Below are 24,749 nucleotides of genomic sequence, written 5' to 3' on the forward strand. Positions count from 1 at the left end.
CGTGGCCGGCTCATTGCGCCACATGACGGACATACCAGTCCATCGTCTGCTTCAATCCTGCTTCCAGGCGGTGCGTGGGCTGGTAGCCCAGCAGCGCCGCGGCCTTGCCGACGTTCGCCTGCGAGTGGCGCACGTCGCCGCGCCGGAATTGCCCGTACTGCGCCCGATGCGCGGCCAGGTGGCCGAAGCGTTCGGCCAGCCCGGCGCGCATCATGCCATACAGCGCGTTGAGCGTGGTGCGCTCGCCGACGGCGACGTTGTACACCCGCCCCGCCGCCTCGTCCTCGGCCAGCGCCGCCAGCAGATTGGCCTGCACGACGTTGTCGACGTAGCAGAAATCGCGGCTGGTCTCGCCGTCGCCGTTGATCACCACCGCGTCGTTGCGGATCAGGGCCTTGGCCCAGCGCGCGATCACGGCGGCCCCCGGGCCGTCCGGGTCCTGGCGCGGGCCGAACACGTTGAAGTAGCGCAGTCCGATCGACGCCAGGCCGTAGCTGCGACCGAACACGCTGGCATACAGCTCGCCCACGTATTTGCTCACCGCGTACGGCGACAGCGCCTCGCCGATCCGGTCCTCGGCCTTCGGCAAGTCCTGGTCGTCGCCGTAGGTCGAACTCGAGGCGGCGTACACGAAGCGCTTGACGCCGGCGTCGCGCGCCGCCACCAGCATGTTCAGGAAGCCGTCGACGTTGGTCGCGTTGGTGGCGATCGGATCGTCGAACGAGCGCGTCACCGAGCCGAGCGCCGCCTGGTGCAGCACATAATCGACTCCGCCATCGACGCCGGCGCAGGCGCGCGCGCAATCGCCGAGCTGGCGGATGTCGCCTTCGACCAGTGCGAAGCGTTCCCACGCCGCGGCGCCGACCGCGGCGCGCACCCCTTCCAGGTTGCGCTGGTGGCCGGTCGCGAAATTATCGAGGCCGACCACCCGCTGATTCAGTCGCAGCAGCGCCTCGACCAGGTGCGAGCCGATGAAACCGGCCGCACCGGTGACCAGCCAGCGATGGCTGTTCTGGGTGAGGTGCTGCTGCACTTCCTGGAACTTGTTCACATTAAAAGCACTTTCTGAGTTGCGCCGTCCGCCGCGCGCTGTCACGCATGGCGGGCCGCGCCTTCCTGCTTACAGGCGCCAGACGCAATAACCCGCTTCGCCCAGCGCTTTCGGATCGAACTGCGACTTGACGTCGATGAAGCAGCCGCCCGGGTTCAGCTTGGACTGGAAATCGTTCAGCGACAGCGCCAGCACTTCCTTGTGCGGCACCGCCACGATCAGGGCGTCGGCCTTCGGCAGGCTGTCCCAGCTCTCGAGCTGGATGCCGTATTCGTGCTGCGCCTCGTCGGCTTCGGCGATCGGGTCGAACACGTGGACGTCGATGCCGTAGCTTTGCAATTCATAGACGATGTCGGCGACCTTCGAGTTGCGCAGGTCGGGGCAGTTTTCCTTGAACGTCAGGCCGACCAGGTTGACCTTGGCGCCCTTGATGCTGACGCCCGACGAGATCATCGACTTGACGGTTTTCTCGGCCACGAACTTGGCCATGCCGTCGTTGATGCGGCGGCCCGCCAGGATCACCTGCGGGTGGTAGCCGATCATCTCGGCCTTGTGGGTCAGGTAGTACGGGTCGACGCCGATGCAGTGGCCGCCCACCAGGCCCGGGCGGAACGGCAGGAAGTTCCACTTGGTGCCGGCGGCCTTCAGCACTTCCAGCGTGTCGATGCCGATCTTGTCGAAGATGATCGCCAGTTCGTTCATCAGCGCGATGTTCAGGTCGCGCTGGGTGTTCTCGATGACCTTGGCCGCTTCGGCCACCTTGATGCTCGAGGCGCGGTAGACGCCGGCGGTGACCACGGTCTCGTACATCTGCGCGATGCGCTCGAGCGAATCCTCGTCGTCGCCCGACACCACCTTGAGGATGTTGGTCAGCGTGTGTTCCTTGTCGCCCGGGTTGATGCGCTCGGGCGAGAAGCCGACGTTGAAGCCTTCCTTCCATTTCAGGCCCGAGTGCTGCTCCAGCAGCGGGATGCAGACTTCCTCGGTGGCGCCCGGGTAGACGGTCGATTCGTAGATCACGACCGCGCCGCGCTTGAGGTTCTTGCCGACCGAGGTGCTGGCGCCGATCAGCGGCGTGAAGTCCGGCACGTGGGCAATGTCGACCGGGGTCGGGACGGCGACGATGACGTAGTCGGCCTGGGCCAGCATGGCCGGGTCGGTGGTCACTTCAAGGTGACGCGCCGCCTGCAGCTGTTCGGTCGAGACTTCGCCAGTGGGGTCGACGAACTGCTTGTAACTCTCGGTTTTACTGACGGAAAGATCGAAGCCGATAGTGCGTACCTTCTTGCCAAATTCCACTGCCAGCGGCAAGCCGACATATCCGAGTCCTACTACTGCTACGACCTCATCTGCTTTCATTATGGTTCCGTTCGAGAATTGGGTTTTGCAATTATGCTAACTTTACTATAGCACGGGGGCTTGGGCGACCTCAACCGAAGCCCAGCCGTTTTGTCGGGGAGTAACAACAATAACGTTTTATTGTTACAATTATTTTACGTAAATACACGAATTATCAACACTGCGTGCCAGAACTGTCGTTTTTTGAGCCTGGCAGCGACTTAAGGTATTGAATCTTTTACATCGTCATGCGCAAATGCAGTTCGCATTGCGAAAAAGAACTTGCTTAGTTAGCACGTCTGTACTTCTTGTGCAATATTAGCATTTTCTAGTGGACAATCTTTTGTTTGCGTGAATCGTGCGCGGGGGTATCGAACGATACTTGATCTAAATACATGTTCTGTTAGAACGCCAGACGCATGTTCACGACCAACGGTCAATGCGGACTGTGTCCGCCGGCCAGTTCCGGCGTTGCCCGGCGCTGGTCCGACTCCCCGCCGCGCGCTGCGCGGCCACCGGTAATGAAGGCAAAGGCCGACGGCATCAGGTAGGCGGCGATGCGGTAGACGACCGTCAGGAGCGCCACCACCAGCAGCGGCGCCCCGACCCAGTAGACCACGTACGGCACGTGCCCGCTTAGTTTCTGAAACACCATCCAGGTGACCAGCAGGATCGGCGCATGGGCAATGAAGATGAAGAAGCTGTATTTGCTTTGCTGCTGCAGCCAACGGCCGACGGCGCTGCCGTTCAGCAGCGAGGCGGCCGGCCAGATCAGGAACGGCGCGACCAGGCCCAGATAAGTGACATTGGTCACGCGCCAGTGCAGCATCGCCAAGCAGCTGAGGACGAACGCGGCCAGGCACAGCCAGGCATAGCCGTCCAGCGCCTGCAGGTTCCAGCGGCGCACGGCGGCCATGCCGCCAATATAGAACATCACCGGCATCAGGCCGCGCAACACCAGCAAGCCGTCGACATTGTTCAGGAACACCAGCGCCACCACGGCCAGGCCCAGCCACGGTGCCTTGCGCAGGAACAGGCCGAACAAGGGTGCGAGCAGCATCAGGACGATCAAGTCGCGCAAGAAATTGAGCGGATAGTTGATCGGAGAGCGGGTGAGGCCGAAGGCGGCGTCGAGCCAGGTGCGGGCGTCGAACGGGATCAGCTCATAGCTGGTGGTGATGCCGGTGGCGCGCTGCAGCGCGTAAGCCGCCGCCAGCAGGCCAAGATTAAAGACCAGGAAGGGAACCAGGATGGTGCGCGCTTTTTTCGTGGCCAGCTTGTGCCATTGCTGGTCGAGGCCGGTGCGAAACAGCAGGAAGCCGGAAATCAGGGTCAGGACCGGCACCGTGGCGCGAAAGCCCGCGTTCTGGAAGAAAGCCTTGACCTGATCGAACAGCGAAGGGCCGATCTCGGAATCGGAACGAAGGGCGGCGTGTGCAGCACGACAATGCCAACGATCATCAGGTAACGAAGCATTGCTATACGCTGGGCAGTGTCCTGGTGCATAGGTGCGGCTCCGATCGTTGCAAGAATTGAAAGAATGCAAAATTCATTCTAGCGGAATCCTGCAATGATTGCAGATTAACTTTGCTAACGAACAATACAAGAACAACACTGTACGCAGCCAGTAACAGGCCGGTAACACAAGCAGCAACGCAGCTGGCGAATTGAACGTCGAGGAAGAAAAACGGAAAGGGAAACGGGAGTGGCGCGGCTGGCTGGGATCGAACCAGCGACCCTTGGCTTCGGAGGCCAATACTCTATCCACTGAGCTACAGCCGCGCGGGAGGGTGAAACGAGTGAGCGAAGGATACAGACTTTCCGCCGCGCCGTCCATGGGGAACTGCCGTGCTCTGCTTTCAATTTTAGTTACAGTCTGCAAACTTTCAGACTATAATCGGCCGATTGCCGGACTTTGCAATTCGGCATTGAAATTGTCGTCCCAACGTCAGAGTGGCAGGTTTTTTTAATAGCTATTAAGGAAATCATGAGCGACGCACATCACGAACACCAATCCCTGATCCGCACGCCGAAGCAGCTCGTCATCGCCGTCGCCGGTTTCTTCCTAGTTATTGTTCTCGGCATTATCCTGCTGGTTTCCTTCGTCACCAACGTGCCCGTGACAGGCGCCGGTACCGATGGCCAGCAGGCAGACGCCATCGCGGCCCGATTGCGCCCGGTGGCCGAAGAAGGTTTTACCCTGATCGACCCCAACGCGCCGCGCGTGCTGCAGGCCGGCGCCGCCGTGTATGCGGCCACCTGCGCCGCCTGCCACGACAGCGGCGCGGCGGGTGCGCCTAAGACCGGCGACAACGCCGGCTGGGGAGCGCGCCTGGCACAGGGCTACGACACTCTGATCAAGCACGCGATCGAAGGCATCCGCGCCATGCCGGCCAAGGGCGGCAATCCCGACCTGGACGAGGTCGAGGTGGCGCGCGCCGTGGTGTTCATGACCAACAAGAGCGGCGCCAGCTTCAAGGAACCGGAAGCACCCACAGCCACGGCGCCGGCAACCGCTACCGCTGCGGCCCCAGCCGCCGATCCATCTGCTCCGGCTCCGGCCGCGGCTGCTTCCGCGCCGGCTGTCGCAGCACCGGCCCCAGCAGTTGCCACTGCCACTGCCGCAACCGCGGCAGGTCCGGCCGTGGCCGTAGCCGACGGCAAGCGTCTCTACGACAGCGCCTGCATGGTGTGCCATGCGGCCGGCGTCGCCGGCGCGCCGAAACTGGGCGACAAGGCGGCCTGGAGCGCCCGCATCGCGCAGGGCAACCCGACGCTGTACGAACACGCGATCAAGGGTTTCCAGGGCAAGACCGGCTTCATGCCGCCGAAAGGCGGATCGCCTGCTTCCGATGCGGAGGTGAAATCCGCCGTCGACTATATGGTGGCCGCCGCCAAGTAATATTTCGATTGCTTACAAACTAGGTTACTCAGAGTAAATTCTGGCGTTGACTGCATAGTCATTGCTGCGAAATAATTTCTCTTCATCATGGTCTGTCCTAGGCCTTGTCACAATTGCTTGTCTGTTGTAATCAAACAAAATAAATCTGCCAATGCAACGGTTTTCATACGAATAATATTCGTTAAATAGCGAATAAGTTTGTGTTGCATTTGGGAGAAATTCCACACAGAAAGTTTGATTCCTATGGGAATCTCTTTTGCTTTGGCGTAACCTTCTGGTTGTCCCGTGGCGGAAAATTCTCACAGCCACAGCAACCACTGAAGAGATTACATGTCCACCTCCCTGAACACCCTGGTCGTACGTACCCTGTCTGCCACCCTGTGCGGCACCATCCTCGTCGCCTGCGGCGGCGGTAGCGGCGATGCGGCTACCGGCAACACCCTCTCGAGCAGTGCCGCCAGCGTCAGCGCCAGCGGCACCGTGACCACCGACGCCGCCGGCGTCGCCGCCACCGATGCAGTCACCAACGCATCCATGGGCACCACCGCATCCAGCATTTATTCGGGTCGCGGCGCATCGGGCCAGACGCCTGCAACCGGGGTCAAAAGCCCGGTCGCTGCGGCGCCAGCCCGTACCATCACCAATGTGCGCCTGGAAAACGGCGCCGCCGCAGCCCAGACCAGCGTCCCGTTCACCTTCGGCCAAGTGTTCGCCGCCGGCGACCTGGCCAAGGACACCGCGCTGGTCGGCCGTTTCGACAACGGAGAAACCCTGCCGCTGCAAGTCGACGCCAAGGCCTTCCATCCGGACGGCACGGTGCGCCACGCCATCATTTCGGGCGTGATTCCGACCATTGCCGCCAGCCAGACCCGCAAGATGGACCTGGTGACCGCCGGCAAAGCGTCGACCTCGACCGGCGTGACCACCGCCTCGCTGCTCAATAGCGGCTTCAACGCCTCGGTCAGCGCCACCCTGAACGGCGTGCGCTACAGCGCCTCGGCCGACGAACTGATCAAGGCCGGCAAGACCAGCAGCTGGCTGGCCGGCGCCTCGGTCAACGAATGGCTGGTGTCGGCGCCGCTGAAGACTGCCGGCGGCGTGCAGCACCCGCACCTGACCGCGCGCTTCGCCGTGCGCTGGTACGACGCCGCCAAGAAGGCGCGCGTTGACGTTACCGTCGAAAACAACTGGGCTTATGAACCAGCGCCGAGCAACTTCACCTACGATGCAGAAGTGCTGGTTGGCGGCAAGAGCGTGTACACCTTGCCCGCTCTGACGCACCTGCATCATGCCCGCTGGCGCAAGGTGTTCTGGCAAGGCAATGCCGCTCCAGACGCGATCAATGTCAAACACGATGCCGCTTACCTGATCAGCACTGGCGCTGTCGCCAACTACGACCAGAGCATCACCGTCAAGGAATCGACCCTCGCCAACCTGAAGAACGGTTGGACCGGCGAAAAGACCACCCCGATGCACGTCGGCAGCGCCATGCGCTACATGCCTACCACTGGCGGCCGCGAAGACATTGGCCTGCTCCCGGCATGGTCGGTCCTGTATCTGCTCAGTATGGATGCACGTGCCAAGATGGTCACGCTTGGCAATGGCGACCTAGCCGGCAGCTGGTCGATGCACTACCGTGACAAGACCACCGACCAGCCGATCAGCATCATCGACTTCCCGTATATGACGCTGCTCGGCCGCCAGGGCGACACCCTGAACCCGACCACAAAAAAATACGAGTGGTTCCCGTCGTGTGCGACCAGCGGCGGTTGCGCCACGCCGTTCACCCACGATACCTCGCACCAGCCGAATCTGGCCTACCTGCCATACCTGGTCACTGGTGACTACTACTATCTGGAAGAGCTGCAATTCTGGGCTTCGCACAATGTACTGCAGTACAACCCGCGCTACCGCGAATACGCCAAAGGCATCCTGCAGTCAAATCAGGTGCGCGGCCAAGCCTGGACCCTGCGCTCGATCGCTGAAGCGGCCTACATCACGCCGGACAGCGACCGCCTGAAGTCGCACTTTACCGGTTTCGTCAACAACAACCTGGCTTGGTACAACTCGACATATACCGATAATGCGCAGGCCAACAAGCTGGGGGTGCTCACTAACCAAGCATTTGCCTACCGCGAAGGCACCGGCATCGCGCCATGGCAGGATGACTTCTTTACGCAGTCGGTCGGCCATGCGGCAGACCTGGGCTTCACCGAAGCCAAGCGCCTGCTGACCTGGAAAGCCAAATTCCCGGTGCAGCGCATGACTGATAATGGCCTTTGCTGGATTGACGGCGCGATCTATTCGTTGGCAATCAAAGCTACCTCGTCGGGTCCGCTGTTCACCACACTGAAGGATGCTGCAAACCAGACCCAAAGCCAAGCCCTGCGTAGCTTGGCATGCGGCAGCGCCGAGATGGGCAAGCTGCTGGGCCTGAAAGTGGGCGAAATGACGGGTTACTCGTCCTCGGCAATGGGCTACCCGTCGAACATGCAGCCGGCCCTGGCCTACGCCGTGACCGCCTCCGGCGCTGCCGGCAAGGCAGCGTGGGACAAGTTCATGGCCCGCAGCGTCAAGCCGGACTATTCGGGCGCACCGCAATTCGCGATCGTGCCGCGCTGATCCGAGGCCGGCCTTCACCAACGAACCCGACAGCCGAAAGGTTGTCGGGTTTTTTCATGTCTGCGCAGCACCAATAGCATCCCCTCCCGTTACCGCTTCGTACAAACTGCGAGTTAACCGCAGTTCCGATAAATGACGTTTTTTGGCGACGTTTTAGACGGTGATAAGAACACAAGCAATCATCATATTCCCTATGGGAATGCCTGCGCAGCACCTTCTTCTTACAATTGGTAACGTTCTTTCCGAACGGAATTAGGGTATTCTGAATGTGTCGCAGGAAATTTTCAGATTCCACAATCGCAAGGACATCCCCATGCAAGCCCAACTTTTCTTTTTGTCGCGCCTGTCGCTGGCTGCACTGTCGCTGGCCGCTATTGTTCCGGCTTCGGCCGCTACCTTGTCGGTTGGCGCCGGCAAGACCTACGCTACTCCCTGCAAGGCGTTCGCCGTGGCCAAGGCCGGCGACGTCGTCGAAATCGCCGGCAATGCCACCTACAAGGGTGACGTGTGCGGCATCAAGCCCGCCAACCTGACCATCCGCGGCGTCAACGGCCGTCCGAAGATCGACGCCGCCGGCAAGAATGCGATGGGCAAAGGTATCTGGGTCGTTCAAGGCAACAACATCACGATCGAAAACGTCGAGATGTACGGCGCCAAGGTAGCCGACAAGAACGGCGCCGCGCTGCGCCTGGAAGGCACCAACTTCACGCTGCGCTCGGCCTTTTTGCACGATAACGAAAACGGCATCCTGACCGGCGCCAACAGCGCCAGCAACATCGTCATCGAGAACAGCGAGTTCGGCCACAACGGCCAAGGCAGCGGCCAGACCCACAACCTGTACATCGGCAAGGTTGCCAGCCTGACCTTCCGCTACAATTTCTCGCACGACGCCGTGGTCGGCCACAACCTGAAGTCGCGCGCGCTGGTCAACACCATCGCCTACAACCGCTTCTCGACCACCGCCCCGGGCGAAAAGAGCACCACCGCCACCGGCAAGCCAAGCTACGAGATCGACCTGCCGAACGCCGGCACCTCTTACGTGATCGGCAACGTGATCCAGCAGCCGGCCTCGCACAGCAACCCGGCGATGTTGTCGTATGGGGTGGAAGGCGCCAGCAATCCGGGCCACGACCTGTACGTGGTCAACAATACCTTCCTGAACGACGACAGCGCGCGCGGCAACTTCGTGTTCGTCGGCAGCGGCGTCACCAAGAAGGTCTTGTTGCAGAATAATATCTTCGGCGGCACCGGCACCCTGACCAACCAGGTCGGCGCGGTCGAGAAGACCAACTACCGTTCGGTGGCGCCGGGCTTCATCAACCGCCTTACCTACAACCTGATCCCGACCATCAATGCGCTGGTGATCGGCGCCGCGTCGGATCCGGGCAAGGCGGCCAGCGGCTTCGCGCTCAAGCCGACCGCGGTCTACAAGCACCCGGCCGCCGGCGCAACCCGTCCAGTCGTGGGCAAGCTCGATATCGGCGCCTACGAATCGGCACTGTAAATCGGCGCTGCACGCAGCGTCTGTACCCAAGCGCTGCGGGAGCAGCGCTGCAATAAAAAAGGGCAGCCTCGGCTGCCCTTTTCCTTTTGTGCCCGATTGCCGCGCTCAAGCGCGCCAGCTGCGGTACCAGTCGCGGTAATGCGACAGCCCGGTTTCCAGCGCGGTCGACGGCCTGTAGCCGACCCATTCCTGCAGGCGGCTGGTGTCGGCGTGGGTGGCCGGCACGTCGCCGGCCTGCATCGGCTGGAAGTCCAGCTGTGCTTGCACGCCCAGCACGCGCTCGAGCGTGCGCACGAAGTCCAGCACCATCACCGGCTGGTTATTGCCGATGTTGAAGACCGCATGACGGGCCTTGCCACCTTGTTCCGGCTGCGGCTTGAACAGCAGGCGCACCACGCCTTCGACGATGTCGTCGATATAGGTGAAGTCGCGCGTCAGCTTGCCTTCGGCGAAGACCGGGATCTTTTCGCCGCGCACCATCTTCTCGGTAAAGCTGAAATAGGCCATGTCCGGCCGGCCCCATGGACCGTACACCGTGAAGAAGCGCAGGCCGGTGGCCGGGAAGCCGTACAGGTGGCTGTACGAATACGCCATCAGTTCGTTGGCCTTCTTGGTGGCGGCATACAGCGAGACCGGTTCGTCGACCTGGTCGGCTTCGCTGAACGGCACCTTGGCGTTGCTGCCGTAGACGCTGCTGCTGCTGGCGTACAGCAGGTGTTCGATCCGGTGCCGGCGGCAGGCTTCGAGGATGTTGCCGAAGCCGACCAGGTTGGACTGGATATACGCCGAGGGATTCTGCAGCGAGTAACGCACGCCGGCCTGGGCCGCCAGGTGCACCACCAGTTCCGGCTGCACCCGATCGAACAGCGCGCTCAAGGCCGCATTGTCGGCGATGTCGACTTTTTCGCAGGCGATGCCGGCCGGTTGCAACAAGGCCGCGACGCGATCGAGCTTCAGCTGCGGATCATAGTAATCGTTGAAGTTGTCGCAGCCGGTCACCTGGTGGCCCATTGCCGCCAGGCGCGCGGCAACGAAACTGCCGACGAAACCGGCGGCGCCGGTGACCAGGATGCGGCGGCCGCTCATTGCGCCTCCGCCTTCACCGCGCGGCCGATGCCTTCGTAGGCCAGGCCGGCAGCGGCGACGGTGTGCGGATCGTAGATGTTGCGGCCGTCGAACACCGCGCGCTGGGTCAGCGTCCGGGCCAGGAAGGTGAAGTCCGGCGAGCGGAATTCCTTCCATTCCGTCACCAGCACCAGCACGTCGGCGCCGCGCACCGCTTCCTCGGCCGAACTGGCGATGGTGAGCAGCTCGGCGCACTTGCCTTCGCCGTGCTCGGCATTGAGCACGCGCAACGCTTCCTTGCTGGCCACCGGGTCGTAAGCCACCACGCGCGCGCCGGCCGCGAACAGGGCGCGGATCAGCACCAGGCTCGGCGCTTCGCGCATGTCGTCGGTGTTCGGCTTGAACGACAGGCCCCACAGGGCGATGGTCTTGCCGCGCAGCTTGTCTTCGCCGCCGAAGAAGCGGCACACCTTGCGGTACAGCACGTTCTTCTGCAGGTCGTTGACGCGCTCGGTGGCTTCCAGGATGTGCAGCTGCTGGCCGTAGCCGCCGGCGGTCTTGACCAGCGCCTTGACGTCTTTCGGGAAGCACGAACCGCCATAGCCCATGCCGGCGTACAGGAATTGCGAGCCGATGCGCGGGTCCATGCCGATGCCCTGGCGCACCGCTTCGATGTCGGCGCCCAGCAGTTCGGCCAGGTTGGCCAGTTCGTTCATGAAGCTGATGCGGGTGGCCAGCATGGCGTTCGCCGCGTACTTGGTCAGCTCGGCAGAGCGCACGTCCATCACCACCAGTTTTTCGTGGTTGCGGCTGAACGGCGCGTACAGCTGGCGCATCAGGGTGGTCGCTTGCGCATCATCGCTGCCGACCACGATCCGGTCCGGACGCATGAAGTCATTGATGGCGGCGCCTTCCTTCAGGAATTCGGGATTGCTGACCACGGTGAAGCCGACTTGCGCGCCGCGCCGGTCGATTTCGCCTTTCACCGCCTGGCGCACCAGGTCCGCGGTGCCGACCGGCACGGTGGACTTGTCGACGATCACGATCGGCCTGGTGATGCGCTGGCCGATCTGGCGCGCCGCTTCCAGGATGTGGGTCAGGTCGGCGCTGCCGTCCTCGTCTGGCGGGGTGCCGACCGCCAGGAAGATCACGTCGGCATGCGCCACCGCGTCATCATAGCTGGTCGAAAAATGCAGGCGGCCGGCGCCGGCGTTGGCGATGACCATGGTGTCCAGGCCCGGCTCGTGGATCGGGATCTGGCCATCCTTGAGCATCTGGATCTTGCTGGCGTTGATGTCGAGGCACAGGACGTTATTGCCGACGTCGGCAAAGCATGCTCCCGAGACCAAGCCCACATAACCGGTACCGATAACTGAAATTTTCATGAGTGTTCTTATCCAGAGTAGACGCCTGTGGCAGGCACGAGGATTGTAGAGTTGCTTGCGCGAAACCTGCCACACGGTTGCGGCAGACCCGGTTTGCTTCAACGCCGGGTTGTGTTTCAGCACATAAAATGATGATCGGAAATTATTATATTGTAAATTTCCCGTGATTCGATTGAGATTCGATTGAGGTTTGAGAAGAAATGAAATATCTTGCAACAAACATTTCTATACTTGCCTGCGAGCAGTTGCGTGCGCATCACGGTTCTCACCACGCTTCGCATCCCGATTCGCATCACGATTCTTCAGCATGAAACTCCTGACCTTCAGTTCCCTCTTCCCGAACGCCGTGCGTCCCAACCACGGGATCTTCGTCGAGACCCGGCTGCGCTACCTGCTGGCCAGTGGCCAGGTCGAGTCGCGCGTGGTCGCGCCGGTGCCATGGTTCCCGTTCAAGCACCCGCGCTTCGGCGAGTACGCCCACTTCGCCCAGGTGCCGGAGCGTGAGGTACGCTATGGCATCGACGTCCAGCACCCGCGCTACCTGCACTTCCCGAAGATCGGCATGCAGATGGCGCCGAGCCTGATGGCGGCCTGCGTCAAGCCGACCATCGGCCGCATGATCGACGAGGGTTACGATTTCGACGTGATCGACGCCCACTACTTCTATCCGGACGGCGTGGCGGCGGTGAAACTGGGCAGGTACTTCAACAAGCCGGTGGTGATCACCGCGCGCGGCACCGACATCAACCTGATCCCGCAATTCGCCCGCCCGCGCGCCATGATCCTGGAAGCGGCGGCGCAGGCCGACGGCATCATCACGGTCTGCAATGCGCTCAAGGAAGAGATGGTCGGCCTGGGCGTGGCGCCGAACCTGATCACGCCGCTGCGCAACGGCGTCGACCTGCAGCGCTTCGCGCCGCTGGACCGCGCCGCGATGCGCGCCGAGCTGGAGATCGACGGCTTTACCCTGATCTCGGTCGGCGTGCTCGATCCGCGCAAGGCGCACGACATGACGATCCGCGCACTGACCCTGCTGCCGGGCGTGAAGCTCCTGATCGCGGGGATCGGGCCGGAGCGCAAGCGCCTGGAGACGCTGGCGAGCGAGATTGGCGTGGCCGACCGCGTCAAGTTCCTGGGCCCGGTGGCGCAGACCGAACTTAAAAAATACTACAACGCCGCCGATGCGATGGTGCTGGCCTCGAGCCGCGAAGGCTGGGCCAATGTGCTGCTCGAATCGATGGCGTGCGGCACGCCGGTGGTGGCCAGCAATGTGTGGGGCACACCGGAAGTGGTGGCCGCGCCCGAGGCGGGCGTGCTGATGGCCGAGCGCACCCACGAGAAGCTGGCCGAAGCGGTGCAGCAGCTGCGCGCCAACTATCCGGACCATGCGGCGACGCGGCGCTATGCCGAAAAATTCAGCTGGGACGACACCACCGCCGGCCAGCTGGCGATCTTCTCGCGCCTGGTCGAAGGCCGGCGCGGCGCCGCGGCGACGCTGGCGCGCCAGGCAGCCTGAGTCACCCCACTGTTCTTCCTTCGTTAACCGAAAAACCGTCGTTCCCGCGCAGGCGGGAACCTAAGCTTTTGTGCACAGCCACTTCGTTTTGAGCTAGTGGTAAGCATCGAACTTGGGTTCCCGCCTTCGCGGGAACGACGGTTTTAAGGGTGGCGGTACTAAGCGAGGTCCGGCAAGCGAACCTGCCGGCCACTGTCAGCACCAGCCATTTACCAGATGATCACGCGGTCCTTCGGCGCCAGGTACATCTTGTCGCCGGCCTTGACCCCGAACGCCTCGTAGAAGCCCGGCTGGTTCTTCACCGTGCCATTCGCGCGGTACTGGGCCGGCGAGTGCGGATCGGTCTTGATCTGGGCGATCTGCGCCGGTTCGCGCATCTTGGCGCGCCACACCTGGGCCCAGCCCATGTAGAAGCGCTGGTCGCCGCTCAAGCCGTCGATGGTCGGCGCAGGTTTACCCTTCAGCGACAGCTTGTAGGCTTTATACGCGATCGCCAGGCCCGAGTTGTCGCCGATGTTTTCGCCCAGCGTCAGTTCGCCGTTGACGTGGTAGCCCGGCAGCGGGCTGAAGGCCGCGTACTGCGCGATCAGCGCCTTGGTCTTTTCGCCGAAGCGCTTGCCGTCTTCCTCGGTCCACCAGTTGCGCATATTGCCGTCGCCGTCGTACTGCGAACCCTGGTCGTCGAAGCCGTGGCTGATCTCGTGGCCGATCACGGCGCCGATGCCGCCGTAGTTCACCGCGTCGTCGGCCTTGGCGTCGAAGAACGGCGGCTGCAGGATCGCGGCCGGGAACACGATCTCGTTCAGTTCCGGGTTGTAGTAGGCGTTGACCGTCTGCGGCGTCATGCCCCACTCGTCGCGGTCGATCGGTTTACCCAGCTTGTTCAGCTCGCGGTTGTACTCGACTTCGCGCGAACGCATCACGTTGCCCACCAGATCGTCGCGCTTGACGCTCAGGGCGGTGTACTCTTTCCACTTGCTCGGGTAGCCGATCTTCGGGGTGAACTTGGCCAGCTTGGCCTGCGCTTCCTTCTTGGTCGCAGGGCTCATCCAGTCGAGGGTATCGATCGATTGCTTGTAGGCGGCCAGCAGGTTGTTCACGAGCTCTTCCATCCGTTGTTTGCGCTCGGCCGGGAAGTGCTCTTTCACGTACAGCTTGCCGACGGCGTCGCCCAGGCTGCCTTCCAGCGTCGAGACGCCGCGCTTCCAGCGCGGTTCCAGCTGCGGGATGCCGGCCAGCGTGGTGCCGTGGAAGGCGAAGCGCTGGTCGACGAACGCTTTCGAGAGGTAGCTGGCGTAGCCGTTCACCACGTGCAGCTGCAGGTAGGCCTGCCAGGTCGACAGCGGCACGCGATTGAGCACGTCGGCAAAGCCCTTGAAGAAGCTCGGCTGGCTGACGATCACGTAGTCGGTCTTGCCGGCGATGCCGGAGGCGGCCAGCCAGGCGTTCCAGTCGAAGCCCGGCGCCATCGCGGCCAGCTTGCTCAGTTCGACCTTGTTGTAGGTCTTGATCGGATCGCGGTTCTCGACCTTGGTCCACTGCACCTTGGCCAGTTCGGTTTCCAGGTCGACGATGGCCTTGGCATCGGCAGCGGCGTTTTTACCGCCGGCCAGGGTCAGCATCTTCTCGACATGCTGCTGGTACTTGGTGCGGATTTCAAGCAGCTTGGCGTCGTCGTTCTTCAGGTAGTAGTCGCGGTCAGGCATGCCCAGGCCGTCCTGGTGCAGATCGGCCACGTATTTGGTCGAATCCTTGGCGTCCTGGTGGATGTAGAACGACAGCGGCACATTCACGCCGATGCGGTTCAGTTGCGCGAACAGCGCCGGCAGCGCGGCCTTGTCCTTGACCGCGGCGATGCGCGCCAGCTGGTCTTTCAATGGCGCGACGCCCAGCTGCTCGAGGCGCGCTTCGTCCATGTAGCTGGCGTAGAAGTCGCCGATCTTGCGCACTTCGGTGCCGGCAGCGGCGTTCTTGTCGCTTACTGCGCGCTCGATGATGGCGCGCAGCTGCGGCTGGGTGTCGTCGGCCAGCTTGTGGAAGGCGCCCCAGCTCGATTTGTCGGCCGGGATCTCGACGCTCTTGAGCCACTTGCCGTTGACGTGTTCGAAGAAGTCGTCCTGGGCGCGCGCGGAAGGCTCGATGTATTGCGTGGCGATGCCGGTGGTGAGGCCGCTGCCGTTGGCGGCGCCGGTCTTGCCGGCGCCGGTCTGCGCCTGCGCCAGCGAGGCCACCAGCAGCAGTGCGGCGGCGCTCATCAGATGTCGTTTCATGTTCTCTCCGTGTTGATGAAGGAAAAACGGGCCGGCGTATCCTGCGCCGGCCCGTTTTCAAACCTGCTGTGTTACCAGACGATCACGCGATCTTCCGGCGCCAGGTACATCTTGTCGCCCGGCTTCACGCCGAAGGCTTCATAGAATTCCGGCATGTTGGCCAGGGTGCCGTTGGCGCGGAACTGGCCCGGCGAGTGCGGGTCGGTCTTGACCTGGTTGATCTGCTGCGCTTCGCGCATCTTCGAACGCCACACCTGGGCGAAGCCCATGAAGAAGCGCTGGTCGCCGGTCAGGCCGTCGATCACCGGGGCCGGCTGGCCCTTCAGCGACAGCTTATACGCCTTGTAGCCGATCGACAGGCCGGCGTTGTCGCCGATGTTTTCGCCCAGCGTCAGTTCGCCGTTGACGTGGTAGCCAGGCAGCGGGCTGAAGCCGTTGAACTGCTTGACCAGCTTGTCGGTGCGCTGCTTGAAGGCGGCGCGGTCTTCGGCGGTCCACCAGTCGCGCAGGTTGCCGTCGCCGTCCGACTGGCTGCCCTTGTCGTCGAAGCCGTGGCCGATTTCGTGGCCGATCACGGCGCCGATCGCGCCGTAGTTCACGGCGTCGTCGGCGCGCATGTCGAAGAACGGCGGCTGCAGGATCGCGGCCGGGAACACGATCTCGTTCATCGAGCTGCGGTAGTAGGCGTTCACGGTCTGCGGCGTCATGCCCCACTCGGTGTGGTCGATCGGTTTGCCCAGCTTGTTGATATTGCGGTTGTACTCGAAGGTCGAGGAACGCATCACGTTGCCGACCAGGTCATCGGCCTTGATGTCGAGCTTCGAGTAATCGCGCCACTTGTCCGGATAGCCGATCTTCGGCGTGAACTTGGCCAGCTTGGCGCGGGCTTCCTTCTTGGTCTCCGGGCTCATCCACTCGAGGTTGTCGATCGATTGGCCATAGGCCACGATCAGGTTTTTCACCAGTTCTTCCATGCGGGCTTTGCGCTCGGCCGGGAAGTGCTCGGCCACGTACAGCTTGCCCAGCGGCTCGCCCAGCGCGCCTTCGACCGTGGCCACGCCCTTCTTCCAGGTCGGCTGCTGTTCGGTGACGCCGGTCAGCGCGGTGCCGTAGAAGGCGAAGTTCTGGTCGACGAAGGCCTTCGACAGGTACGGCGAATATTCGCGCAGCAGCTGCCATTCGAAGTACGACTTCAGGGTCGCCAGCTCGGTCCTGGCCAGCACGGCGTTCAGCCCGGTGAAGTAGCTCGGCTGCGAGACGATGATGGTGTCCAGCTTGTTGCCGACGCCGGCCGCGGCCAGCGCCGCATTCCAGTCGTAGCCTGGCGCCAGCCTGGTCAGCTCGGCAACCGTCATCTTGTTGTAGCGCTTGACCGGGTCGCGGTTCTCGACCTTGGTCCACTGCACCTTGGCCAGCTCGGTCTCGAAGTCGACGATGGCCTTGGCCTGGGCGGCGGCGTTCTTCTCGCCGGCCAGCGCCAGGGTCCTGGCGACGTGCTGTTCGTAGGCGGCGCGGGTCTCAGCCAGGCGCTTGTCGTCCATCTTCAGGTAGTAGTCGCGGTCGGGCATGCCCAGGCCGCTCTGGCTGATGTAGGTGACGTGGCGGGTCGATTCGCGCGCGTCCTGGCCGACGTAGATGCCGTACGGGGTGGCGACGCCGATCTTCGACAGGTGCGCCGCCAGTTGCGGCAGGCCCGCCTTGTTCTTCAGCGAACGGATTTTCGAGAGCTCGGCGCTCAGCGGCTTGACGCCCAGCGTCTCGCGGCGCGCTTCGTCCATGTAGCTGGTGTACAGGTCGCCGATCTTGCGCATCTCGGTGCCGGCGCCGATGCGGCTCTTCTGCGCGCCCTCGATGATGGCGCGCAGCTGCGGCGTGGTGTCGTCGCGCAGCTTCATGAAGGTGCCCCAGCTGGCCTTGTCGCTCGGGATCTCGGTCTCCTTCAGCCACTTGCCGTTCAGGTAAGTGAAGAAGTCGTCCTGCGGACGCACGCTGGTGTCGATGAATTGGGTGTCGATGCCGGAGATGGGTTCCGCCTTGGCGGCCGCCTTGGCGCCGGCCGTGGCGGCAGCGGCTGCCGCCGGGGTGGCGTCAACGGCCATGGCTGGCGCGGCGAAGGCTGCCATCATGGACAGGGTCAGGGTGCTCAGGAGGTGTCGCTTCACGGGAAAATCCTTACTTGCAATGTGGTTTGCAATGATGTTTTTTGCGGATAAAAATCAGCCTCGCCCGACGCACGCACGGCATCCGGCAGAAAAGCATTCTAGCGGGTGAGAAACAGTCGACGCTGGGCTGGGGGCGTTTTTTACTTTTCGATACATCGTCTGTATGCCATTTGGCATATGCATGTGTTGGACGATGACAACAAAATGACAAGCAAACGCGGGCTGATCCGACGACAGGCGAGTACAATCGTTTGCAGAGGCAGCCTGATCGCCAACGCGCCATGCGCCGGATAGGACGGACCAAAAAAAACCCGCGGTGGGGGCCGCGGGCGAAGACCACTTCAAGAAGTGGAGAGAGAGAAAAACTGGTTCCGACTATAGGCTGCCTCCCCCCAGCTCGCTTGCATTCTTACAATTGCTTACTAACGGCATGTGAAGTGCAACACGTCTTTACTTCTCGCAACTTCCCTGCTTCTCGCAACTTTCCCGTGTCCTGATTCTGTTTCCCGAAGCATTGTGGGCGGGCGCCTGTGCGCCGGCGCGCCAGTCGGTGCCGGGGCCCTGCTCCGCAGCGCCGCGCAATCGGGTTTATACTGATCCTCCATGGGCTCCACATTCAAGAATTCCTGCCTCATCGGCCTGGGCGCGATCGCCGGGGTCGGCCTCACCATGCAGTTCTCGGCGCTTGCCCTCAAGCCGCCGGTCGAGGCCAGCATGCCCATGGCCGAGCTGCGCCAGCTGGCCGACGCCTATGGCGTGATCAAGTCCGACTACGTCGAGCCGATCGAAGATAAACATCTACTCTCGCAGGCGATCGCCGGCATGGTCGAATCGCTCGACCCGCACTCGGCCTACCTCGACCCGCGTGCCTACCGCGAACTGCGCGAGGGCACCGAAGGCCGCTTCGTCGGCCTCGGCATCGAGATCGTCGAAAGCGAAGAAGGCTATATCGAGATCGTGGCGCCGATGGAAGATTCGCCGGCCGAGCAGGCCGGCATCAAGGCGGGCGACCTGATCACGCGCATCGACGACTTCGCGGTGCAGGGCGTGCCGCTGGACGACGCGATCAAGCGCATGCGCGGCGAGCCGGGCACCCGCGTCACCCTCACCATCGCGCGCAAGGACGCGCCCGCGCCGCTGCGCCTCACCGTCGAGCGGCGCGAGATCGTCCAGAAAAGCGTCAAGGCCAGGATGGTGGAGCCGGGCTACGGCTGGCTGCGCATTTCGCAGTTCCAGGAACCGACCGTGGACGACATGGCGGCCAGGCTGCAGGCCCTGTACCGCGAGGATCCGGACATGAAAGGCCTGGTGCTCGACCTGCGCAACGACCCTGGCGGCCTGCTGCAGGGCGCGATCGGGGTCGCCGCCGCCTTCCTGCCCAAGAATGCCGAGATCGTCTCGACCAACGGCCAGCTGGAAGAACAGCGCCAGCGCTTTTATGGCCGCCCCGAGTTCTACATGCTGCGCAGCGGCGCCGATCCGCTGGCGGCGCTGCCGCCGGCGTTCAAGACGCTGCCGATGGTGGTGCTGGTCAATACCGGCTCGGCCTCGGCTTCCGAGATCGTGGCCGGCGCGCTGCAGGACTACAAGCGCGCCGCGATCCTGGGCAGCCAGACCTTCGGCAAGGGCTCGGTGCAGACCATCCGCCCGATCGGCCGCGACGCCGCCGTCAAGCTGACCACGGCNAAGCGCGCCGCGATCCTGGGCAGCCAGACCTTCGGCAAGGGCTCGGTGCAGACCATCCGCCCGATCGGCCGCGACGCCGCCGTCAAGCTGACCACGGCGCGCTACTACACCCCGGCCGGACGCTCGATCCAGGCGCGCGGCATCGTGCCCGACTTCCCGGTCGACGAAACCGCCGACGGCGACGGCCTGAACGCGCTGCGCATGCGCGAAGCCGACCTGCAGCACCACCTGTCGAACGAGAAGGCGCAGGAAATCGCCACCCGCGAGGACGAGATCGAAGAGCAGATGCGGCTGCTGGCGGCGTCGCCCGCGGCGTCGCGCCTGCGCAAGCCGCTCGACTACGGCGGCAGCGACGACTTCCAGCTGGCGCAGGCGCTGCGCCACCTGAAAGGGCAGCAGGTGGCGCTGTCGCCGCGCGCTGGCGGCGCCACGCTGGCACGCCACGCGCGCTGACCGCCGCCGCAGTTGGCCACAGTTTGCCCGCAGTTTGCCCACAGCGGGTCCGCGCAGTGCCCCCGCAGTGCCGCCCATTGAGCCAGCTCGCATGCGTTCGCCGGCAGCCTCCGAGTAGCCAAGCCGCCAATTCCCAGGCTGGGTCCGAGCGTGTAGAATCGGCGCATCTTGCGGGCAAGTCCCGTTATTTCCTTTGAAAGTTTCAAGAACATGAAACCTGTCGTGATCAGCGGCACCGGCCTGTTTACGCCGCCGCACTCCATCTCGAACGATGAACTGGTGGTGGCCTTCAACGCCTACGTCGAACTGCACAACCAGGAAAACGCGGCCGCGATCGCCGCCGGCGAGATGACCGCGCTGGAGCCGTCGAGCAGCGCCTTCATCGAAAAGGCGTCCGGCATCAAGTCGCGCTACGTGATGGAAAAGAGCGGCATCCTGGATCCGGCCCACATGACCGCGCGCATCGCCGAACGTCCCGACGACCAGGTGTCGCTGCAGGCCGAGATGTGCGTGGCGGCGGCGCGCGAGGCGATGGAGCGCGCCGGCAAGGGGGCGCCTGATATCGACATGGTGCTGGTCGCCTGCAGCAATATGCAGCGCGCCTATCCGGCGATGGCGGTCGAGGTGCAGGAAGCGCTCGGCATTGACGGCTTCGGCTTCGACATGAACGTGGCCTGCTCCTCGGCCACCTTCGGCATCGCCACCGCGGTCGACGCGGTGCGCGGCGGCCGTGCGCGCGCGGTGCTGGTGCTGAACCCGGAAATCACCAGCGGCCACCTGAACTTCCGCGACCGCGACAGCCACTTCATCTTCGGCGACGCCTGCACCGCGATCATCATCGAAGCGGCCGACACCGCCACTGGCGCGCACCAGTGGGAAATCCTGGACAGCCAGCTCAAGACCAGCTTCTCGAACAACATCCGCAACAACTTCGGCTTCATGAACCGCTTCGACGAAGCCGGCGTCGGCCAGCCCGATAAACTGTTCCGCCAGCAGGGGCGCAAGGTGTTCAAGGAAGTCTGCCCGATGGCGGCCGAGACCATCGCCAACACGATCGCGGCGTCCGGCCTCACCACCGCCGACGTATCTCGCTACTGGCTGCACCAGGCCAACCTGAACATGAACCTGCTGATCGTGCGCACCCTGCTGGGACGCGACGCCGAACCGGGCGAGGCGCCGGTGATCCTCGACAGCTATGCCAACACCTCGTCGGCCGGTTCCATCATTGCCTTCCACAAGTACCAGGATGACCTGCCGGCCGGCAGCAACGGCGTGATCTGCTCGTTCGGCGCCGGCTACTCGATCGGCTGCGTGGTGGTGCGCAAGAAGTAAATCTTCCGCGGACGCGCGCACCCGGCGTCAGCCCGGGATTGCGCGCGCCCGATCAATCAAGCCAGGTGGCTTTCGCGGTCGCGCAGTTCGGCGAAGCTTTCGATGCTGCCGATGCTGACCACCACCGGATTCAGGCTGGCGCCCGGCGACATCGAGCGCCACGCGAACTGCCATTCCTTTTCGCGCGCCTGGCCCGGGCTGCGGGTGAAGGCGGCGCCCAGCGGCGAGCGGCCGCCATAGGCGATGGCGCCGTCGATGCCGGCCCAGTTGGGCAGCAGGCGCTGCACCGCGCGGTGCAGGCGCTCGCCGAATTCCTCGGTATTGTGGATCACCAGGCAGGCGTCGCTCGGCGTGATGATGTCGAACAGGCGCTTGTCCCAGACGGTGGAAAACGACAGGTTGAGGAAGCCGCCGTTCGGCTCCAGGCGGAACTGGCCGCTCTTCAGCGAGTGCTCGAGTTCAGTGCGCAGTGCGTAGCGGTGCAGGGTCGGTGGGCGTTGGTAGTCTTGCATGACGATCTTTCTGGTGATGCCGTTGGCAACGGCCGCGTCAGCGCGGCTGTTGCTGGAGCGAGTTCTGGTGCTGCATGCGCATGAAGCGCGCCGAGAGGAAAATCTCGCGCAGGAAATACACGAAGCTGCTGGTCAGGCCCAGCATCGCCAGCACGAAGCAGGCCGCGATGTACTGGTCGAGCACGATGCCGGTGGTGTCGCCGGCGAACAGCATGGCGATCACCACGCACACCAGCAGGCCGCAGGCGGTGCTGGAAGCGATCGCGAAGTTGACCAGGTGCGAGCGCCGGTACAACAGCTCGAGTTCTTCCGAGTATTCGGCGTTGGCGCTGACCTTCAGGCGGTCTTCCAGCACCCGGGTGCGGTCGATGATGCGCGCCAGGCGGTTGGTCAGCACGGTCAGCTTGGTGGCCACGCCGGTGAGCAGGAAGACGGGGGCGATCGCCAGCTGGATGACGTGGCCGATGTCGCTGATCTGGATATTCATGAAAACACGTTCGAATTGTTGTGATGTGCCTGGGGCCTAGTGTAGCAGTGAGCGCCCCGGGGGACGGTGATCATTCGAAGCGGCCGAGCCGCTTGAACTGTTCGGTGGCCGCCACCAGCGCGCGCGCGATGCCGGCTTCCAGCGCGCCGTGGCCGGCGTCGGGGATCATCGACAGCTTCGAGCCCGGCCAGGCCGCGTGCAGGCGCCAGGCCGACAGCGGCGGGCAGATCACGTCGTAGCGGCCCTGCACGATGATCGCCGGCAGGTGCGCGATGCGCTTGAGGTCGCGCACCAGCTGGTCGTCCTCGATGAAGGCGCCGTTGAGCATGTAGTGCGACTCGAGCCGGCCCACGCCCAGGTCGAGCGTGTCGGAGGCGACTTCCTCGGGCTGCGGCAGCAGAAAGACGCGCCGTCCCTCGAAGCGGCTCCAGGCGCGCGCCGCCGGCCAATACACTTCCGGATCGTGGCACAGCAGGCGCCGGGCGTAGGCGCCGAGCAGGTCAGACCGTTCTTCTTCGGGAATCGGGGCCACGAATTCGGCGTACAGCTCGGGGTGGAACCATTGGGCGCCGTTGATGAACCAGTCGACTTCGGCGCGCGTGCACAGGAAGATCCCGCGCAGCACGAAGCCCAGGCAGCGCTCGGGATGCGCTTCGCCGTAGGCCAGCGCCAGGGTCGAGCCCCAGGAGCCGCCGAACACCAGCCATTTGTCGATGCCGAATTGCTCGCGCAGGCGTTCGATGTCCTCGATCAGCAGTTGCGTGGTGTTGTTGCGCCATTCGCCCAGCGGCGTCGACTTGCCGGCGCCGCGCTGGTCGAACAGGATCACGCGGTAGGTATGCGGATCGAAGAAACGCCGGTGCTGCGGCGACAGGCCGGCGCCCGGGCCGCCGTGCAGGAAGATGACGGGAATGCCGTCCGGATTGCCGACCTCTTCCCAGTAGATCGTGTGCAGCTCGTCGACCGCGAGCATGCCGTGGCGCAGGGGCTGGATCGGAGGAAACAGGGACGGCGGCGTGACGGGCATGGCGGCTCTTTTCAACGAATCAAGGTGCCGATTGTAGCGTACCGACGCACGATTCCAGAAGCGCGCCGCCAGGCTGCCCGTCAGTGCCGGCGCGCGGCCGGCATCACTTCAGGTTGGGAGCGGCGACGATGTCGAGCGCCGGCTGCCCGGCCGGACGCGCCAGCTTCTTTTTCTTGTAGCAGCCGGTGGCGAAGGCGAACGCCGGACCGAGGGTGGCGTCGAACAACTTCCACAGCACCACCAGCAAGGCCACGGTCAGCAGCGGGGTCGCGAACCAGAACAGCGGCGCCGGCACCAGCGCCTGGTAGCGCTTGTAGACGAACCAGGCCCCGGCCAGCACCGGCGCGTGGGCCAGGAAGATGAAGAAGCTGTACGAGCTCATGCGCGTCATCCAGATGCCGGCGCGGGTATTCGAGAGCAGCGAGGCGGCCGGCCACACCAGGAATGGCGAGACATAGACCAGGTAGTCGAGATTCTTGACGCGCAACTCCACCACCGCGATGCAGGCGATGCAGAACAGGATCAGCGCCGGCACCCGGTATTTGTCGAATGCCAGCATGTTCACCGGCAGCAGCGCGGCCATGCCGCCTAGGTAGAAGGTGATCAGCATATTGTTGCGCAGCAGGATCGGACCTTCGAGATTGAAGTGGCCGATGCAGAACACGACAGCCAGGCCGACGAAGGGCGCACTGCGCAGCAGCATGCCCAGCAGCGGCGCGACCAGCACCAGCACCACCAGGTTGCGCAGGAAGTGCAGCGGGTAGTTGACCGGCGAATCGCGCAGGCCGAAGGCGGCGTCCATCCATTCCATGAAGTCCGCATTCAGCAGTTCGCGGAAGATGTGGATGTTGAGGTAGCGCTGGCAGATCCAGGTGAAGGCCAGCAGGCCCAGGTTGAAGAAGATGAACGGCACCACCAGGCTGTAGAACTTCTTCTTGTACAGCTTGAGCGGGCTGCGATCCAGGCCCGCCGTGAAGATCAGGTAGGCCGAGATGAAGGTCAGGATCGGGACCGTGGTGCGGAACACCGCGCCCTGGAAGAAGGCCTTGAAATGCTCGAAGAAGGTGACAGGCTGCTCGCCCAGCGCCAGGAACGGCGGCGTGTGCAGCACCACGACGCCGACGATCATCAGGAAGCGCAGCATGTTCATGCGCTGGCTGACTTCCCTGTTCAATTCCATGATACGTACCCGGATTTCATAAAGCCTCGCTCTAGGTGATGCCTGAGAGCATTAAAAAAATGATATTTATTGACTCTAGCACATGTCACAGGGTGCACGTTTCACGATGCAATAAATTAACAAATTATGCTTTTTGAAACGATTGCGTTGCAGTTCTGCTTCCCAGGTACCTGATTCAGGTACCTGATTCCTGGTGGCTTGGAGCTATGTCGGATGAGGGTTCTAACAGTTAGCGAGGAACTCATTCGAACATATGC

At 63.3% G+C, this 24,749-nt stretch carries 17 protein-coding genes and 1 tRNA gene; 6 read left to right on the forward strand and 12 right to left on the reverse strand.

The window, feature by feature from the left end:
* Nucleotides 1-10: 10 nt before the first annotated feature.
* The 4 genes from QPK27_RS13480 to QPK27_RS13495 all read right to left on the reverse strand — a co-directional run bounded on the left by QPK27_RS13480 (nt 11) and on the right by QPK27_RS13495 (nt 4,171).
* Nucleotides 11-1,051, reverse strand: a complete 1,041-nt coding sequence (locus tag QPK27_RS13480; protein WP_290418758.1) for an SDR family oxidoreductase — start codon at nt 1,049-1,051, stop codon at nt 11-13.
* Nucleotides 1,052-1,120: 69 nt separating this feature from the next.
* Nucleotides 1,121-2,410, reverse strand: a complete 1,290-nt coding sequence (locus QPK27_RS13485) for a nucleotide sugar dehydrogenase (RefSeq protein WP_290418759.1) — start codon at nt 2,408-2,410, stop codon at nt 1,121-1,123.
* A 415-nt stretch (nt 2,411-2,825) separates the two neighbouring features.
* Nucleotides 2,826-3,935 carry an acyltransferase gene (locus QPK27_RS13490; protein WP_290418760.1) on the reverse strand — a complete coding sequence of 370 codons (1,110 nt, stop codon included), beginning with the start codon at nt 3,933-3,935 and terminating at the stop codon, nt 2,826-2,828.
* Nucleotides 3,936-4,095: 160 nt separating this feature from the next.
* A tRNA-Arg gene (locus QPK27_RS13495) sits at nt 4,096-4,171 on the reverse strand.
* 205 nt (nt 4,172-4,376) lie between these two features.
* Between QPK27_RS13495 and QPK27_RS13500 the strand changes: the two genes are divergently transcribed.
* The 3 genes from QPK27_RS13500 to QPK27_RS13510 all read left to right on the forward strand — a co-directional run bounded on the left by QPK27_RS13500 (nt 4,377) and on the right by QPK27_RS13510 (nt 9,417).
* On the forward strand, nt 4,377-5,291 hold the full coding sequence (locus QPK27_RS13500; protein WP_290418761.1) for a cytochrome c5 family protein: 915 nt from the start codon (nt 4,377-4,379) through the stop codon (nt 5,289-5,291).
* A gap of 330 nt (nt 5,292-5,621) precedes the next feature.
* Nucleotides 5,622-7,913, forward strand: a complete 2,292-nt coding sequence (locus QPK27_RS13505) for a hypothetical protein (protein ID WP_290418762.1) — start codon at nt 5,622-5,624, stop codon at nt 7,911-7,913.
* Between the two features lie 313 nt (nt 7,914-8,226).
* Nucleotides 8,227-9,417, forward strand: a complete 1,191-nt coding sequence (locus tag QPK27_RS13510) for a hypothetical protein (protein ID WP_290418763.1) — start codon at nt 8,227-8,229, stop codon at nt 9,415-9,417.
* 105 nt (nt 9,418-9,522) lie between these two features.
* Here QPK27_RS13510 and QPK27_RS13515 read toward each other — a convergent pair whose 3' ends face one another.
* Both QPK27_RS13515 and QPK27_RS13520 read right to left on the reverse strand, forming a co-directional pair.
* Nucleotides 9,523-10,503, reverse strand: coding sequence for an NAD-dependent epimerase/dehydratase family protein (locus tag QPK27_RS13515; protein ID WP_290418764.1), 981 nt, complete (start codon nt 10,501-10,503; stop codon nt 9,523-9,525).
* Nucleotides 10,500-11,867, reverse strand: a complete 1,368-nt coding sequence (locus tag QPK27_RS13520) for a UDP-glucose/GDP-mannose dehydrogenase family protein (protein WP_290418765.1) — start codon at nt 11,865-11,867, stop codon at nt 10,500-10,502. The genes QPK27_RS13515 and QPK27_RS13520 overlap by 4 nt, the downstream gene beginning before the upstream one ends.
* A 307-nt stretch (nt 11,868-12,174) precedes the next feature.
* On the opposite strand from QPK27_RS13520, the gene QPK27_RS13525 reads away from it, so the two are divergent.
* A complete protein-coding gene (locus QPK27_RS13525) occupies nt 12,175-13,383 on the forward strand; it encodes a glycosyltransferase family 4 protein (RefSeq protein ID WP_290418766.1) in 1,209 nt (402 codons plus the stop codon).
* Between the two features lie 209 nt (nt 13,384-13,592).
* Here QPK27_RS13525 and QPK27_RS13530 read toward each other — a convergent pair whose 3' ends face one another.
* Entirely contained in the window at nt 13,593-15,653 is a 2,061-nt protein-coding gene (locus tag QPK27_RS13530; RefSeq protein WP_290418767.1) for a M13 family metallopeptidase, read from the reverse strand.
* 71 nt (nt 15,654-15,724) lie between these two features.
* Complete coding sequence (locus QPK27_RS13535) at nt 15,725-17,815, reverse strand: M13 family metallopeptidase (RefSeq protein WP_290418768.1); 2,091 nt, start codon at nt 17,813-17,815, stop codon at nt 15,725-15,727.
* Nucleotides 17,816-18,418: 603 nt separating this feature from the next.
* On the opposite strand from QPK27_RS13535, the gene QPK27_RS13540 reads away from it, so the two are divergent.
* Together QPK27_RS13540 and QPK27_RS13545 are read left to right on the forward strand one after the other, a co-directional pair.
* Entirely contained in the window at nt 18,419-19,954 is a 1,536-nt protein-coding gene (locus tag QPK27_RS13540; RefSeq protein WP_290418769.1) for a S41 family peptidase, read from the forward strand.
* Between the two features lie 210 nt (nt 19,955-20,164).
* Entirely contained in the window at nt 20,165-21,286 is a 1,122-nt protein-coding gene (locus QPK27_RS13545; RefSeq protein ID WP_290418770.1) for a beta-ketoacyl-ACP synthase III, read from the forward strand.
* Between the two features lie 56 nt (nt 21,287-21,342).
* On the opposite strand, the gene QPK27_RS13550 is transcribed toward QPK27_RS13545, so the two are convergent.
* The 4 genes from QPK27_RS13550 to QPK27_RS13565 form a co-directional block, all read right to left on the reverse strand.
* Complete coding sequence (locus tag QPK27_RS13550) at nt 21,343-21,798, reverse strand: hypothetical protein (RefSeq protein WP_290418771.1); 456 nt, start codon at nt 21,796-21,798, stop codon at nt 21,343-21,345.
* 37 nt (nt 21,799-21,835) lie between these two features.
* Nucleotides 21,836-22,285 carry a DUF2721 domain-containing protein gene (locus QPK27_RS13555; RefSeq protein ID WP_290418772.1) on the reverse strand — a complete coding sequence of 150 codons (450 nt, stop codon included), beginning with the start codon at nt 22,283-22,285 and terminating at the stop codon, nt 21,836-21,838.
* Nucleotides 22,286-22,355: 70 nt separating this feature from the next.
* Nucleotides 22,356-23,312: a prolyl aminopeptidase gene (pip, locus tag QPK27_RS13560; protein WP_290418773.1), complete on the reverse strand. Its 957-nt coding sequence runs from the start codon at nt 23,310-23,312 to the stop codon at nt 22,356-22,358.
* 103 nt (nt 23,313-23,415) lie between these two features.
* Entirely contained in the window at nt 23,416-24,492 is a 1,077-nt protein-coding gene (locus QPK27_RS13565) for an acyltransferase family protein (protein WP_290418774.1), read from the reverse strand.
* Nucleotides 24,493-24,749 lie beyond the last annotated feature (257 nt).

The organism is Massilia sp. YIM B02443, assembly GCF_030411955.1.
Taxonomy (GTDB): Bacteria; Pseudomonadota; Gammaproteobacteria; order Burkholderiales; family Burkholderiaceae_D; genus Telluria.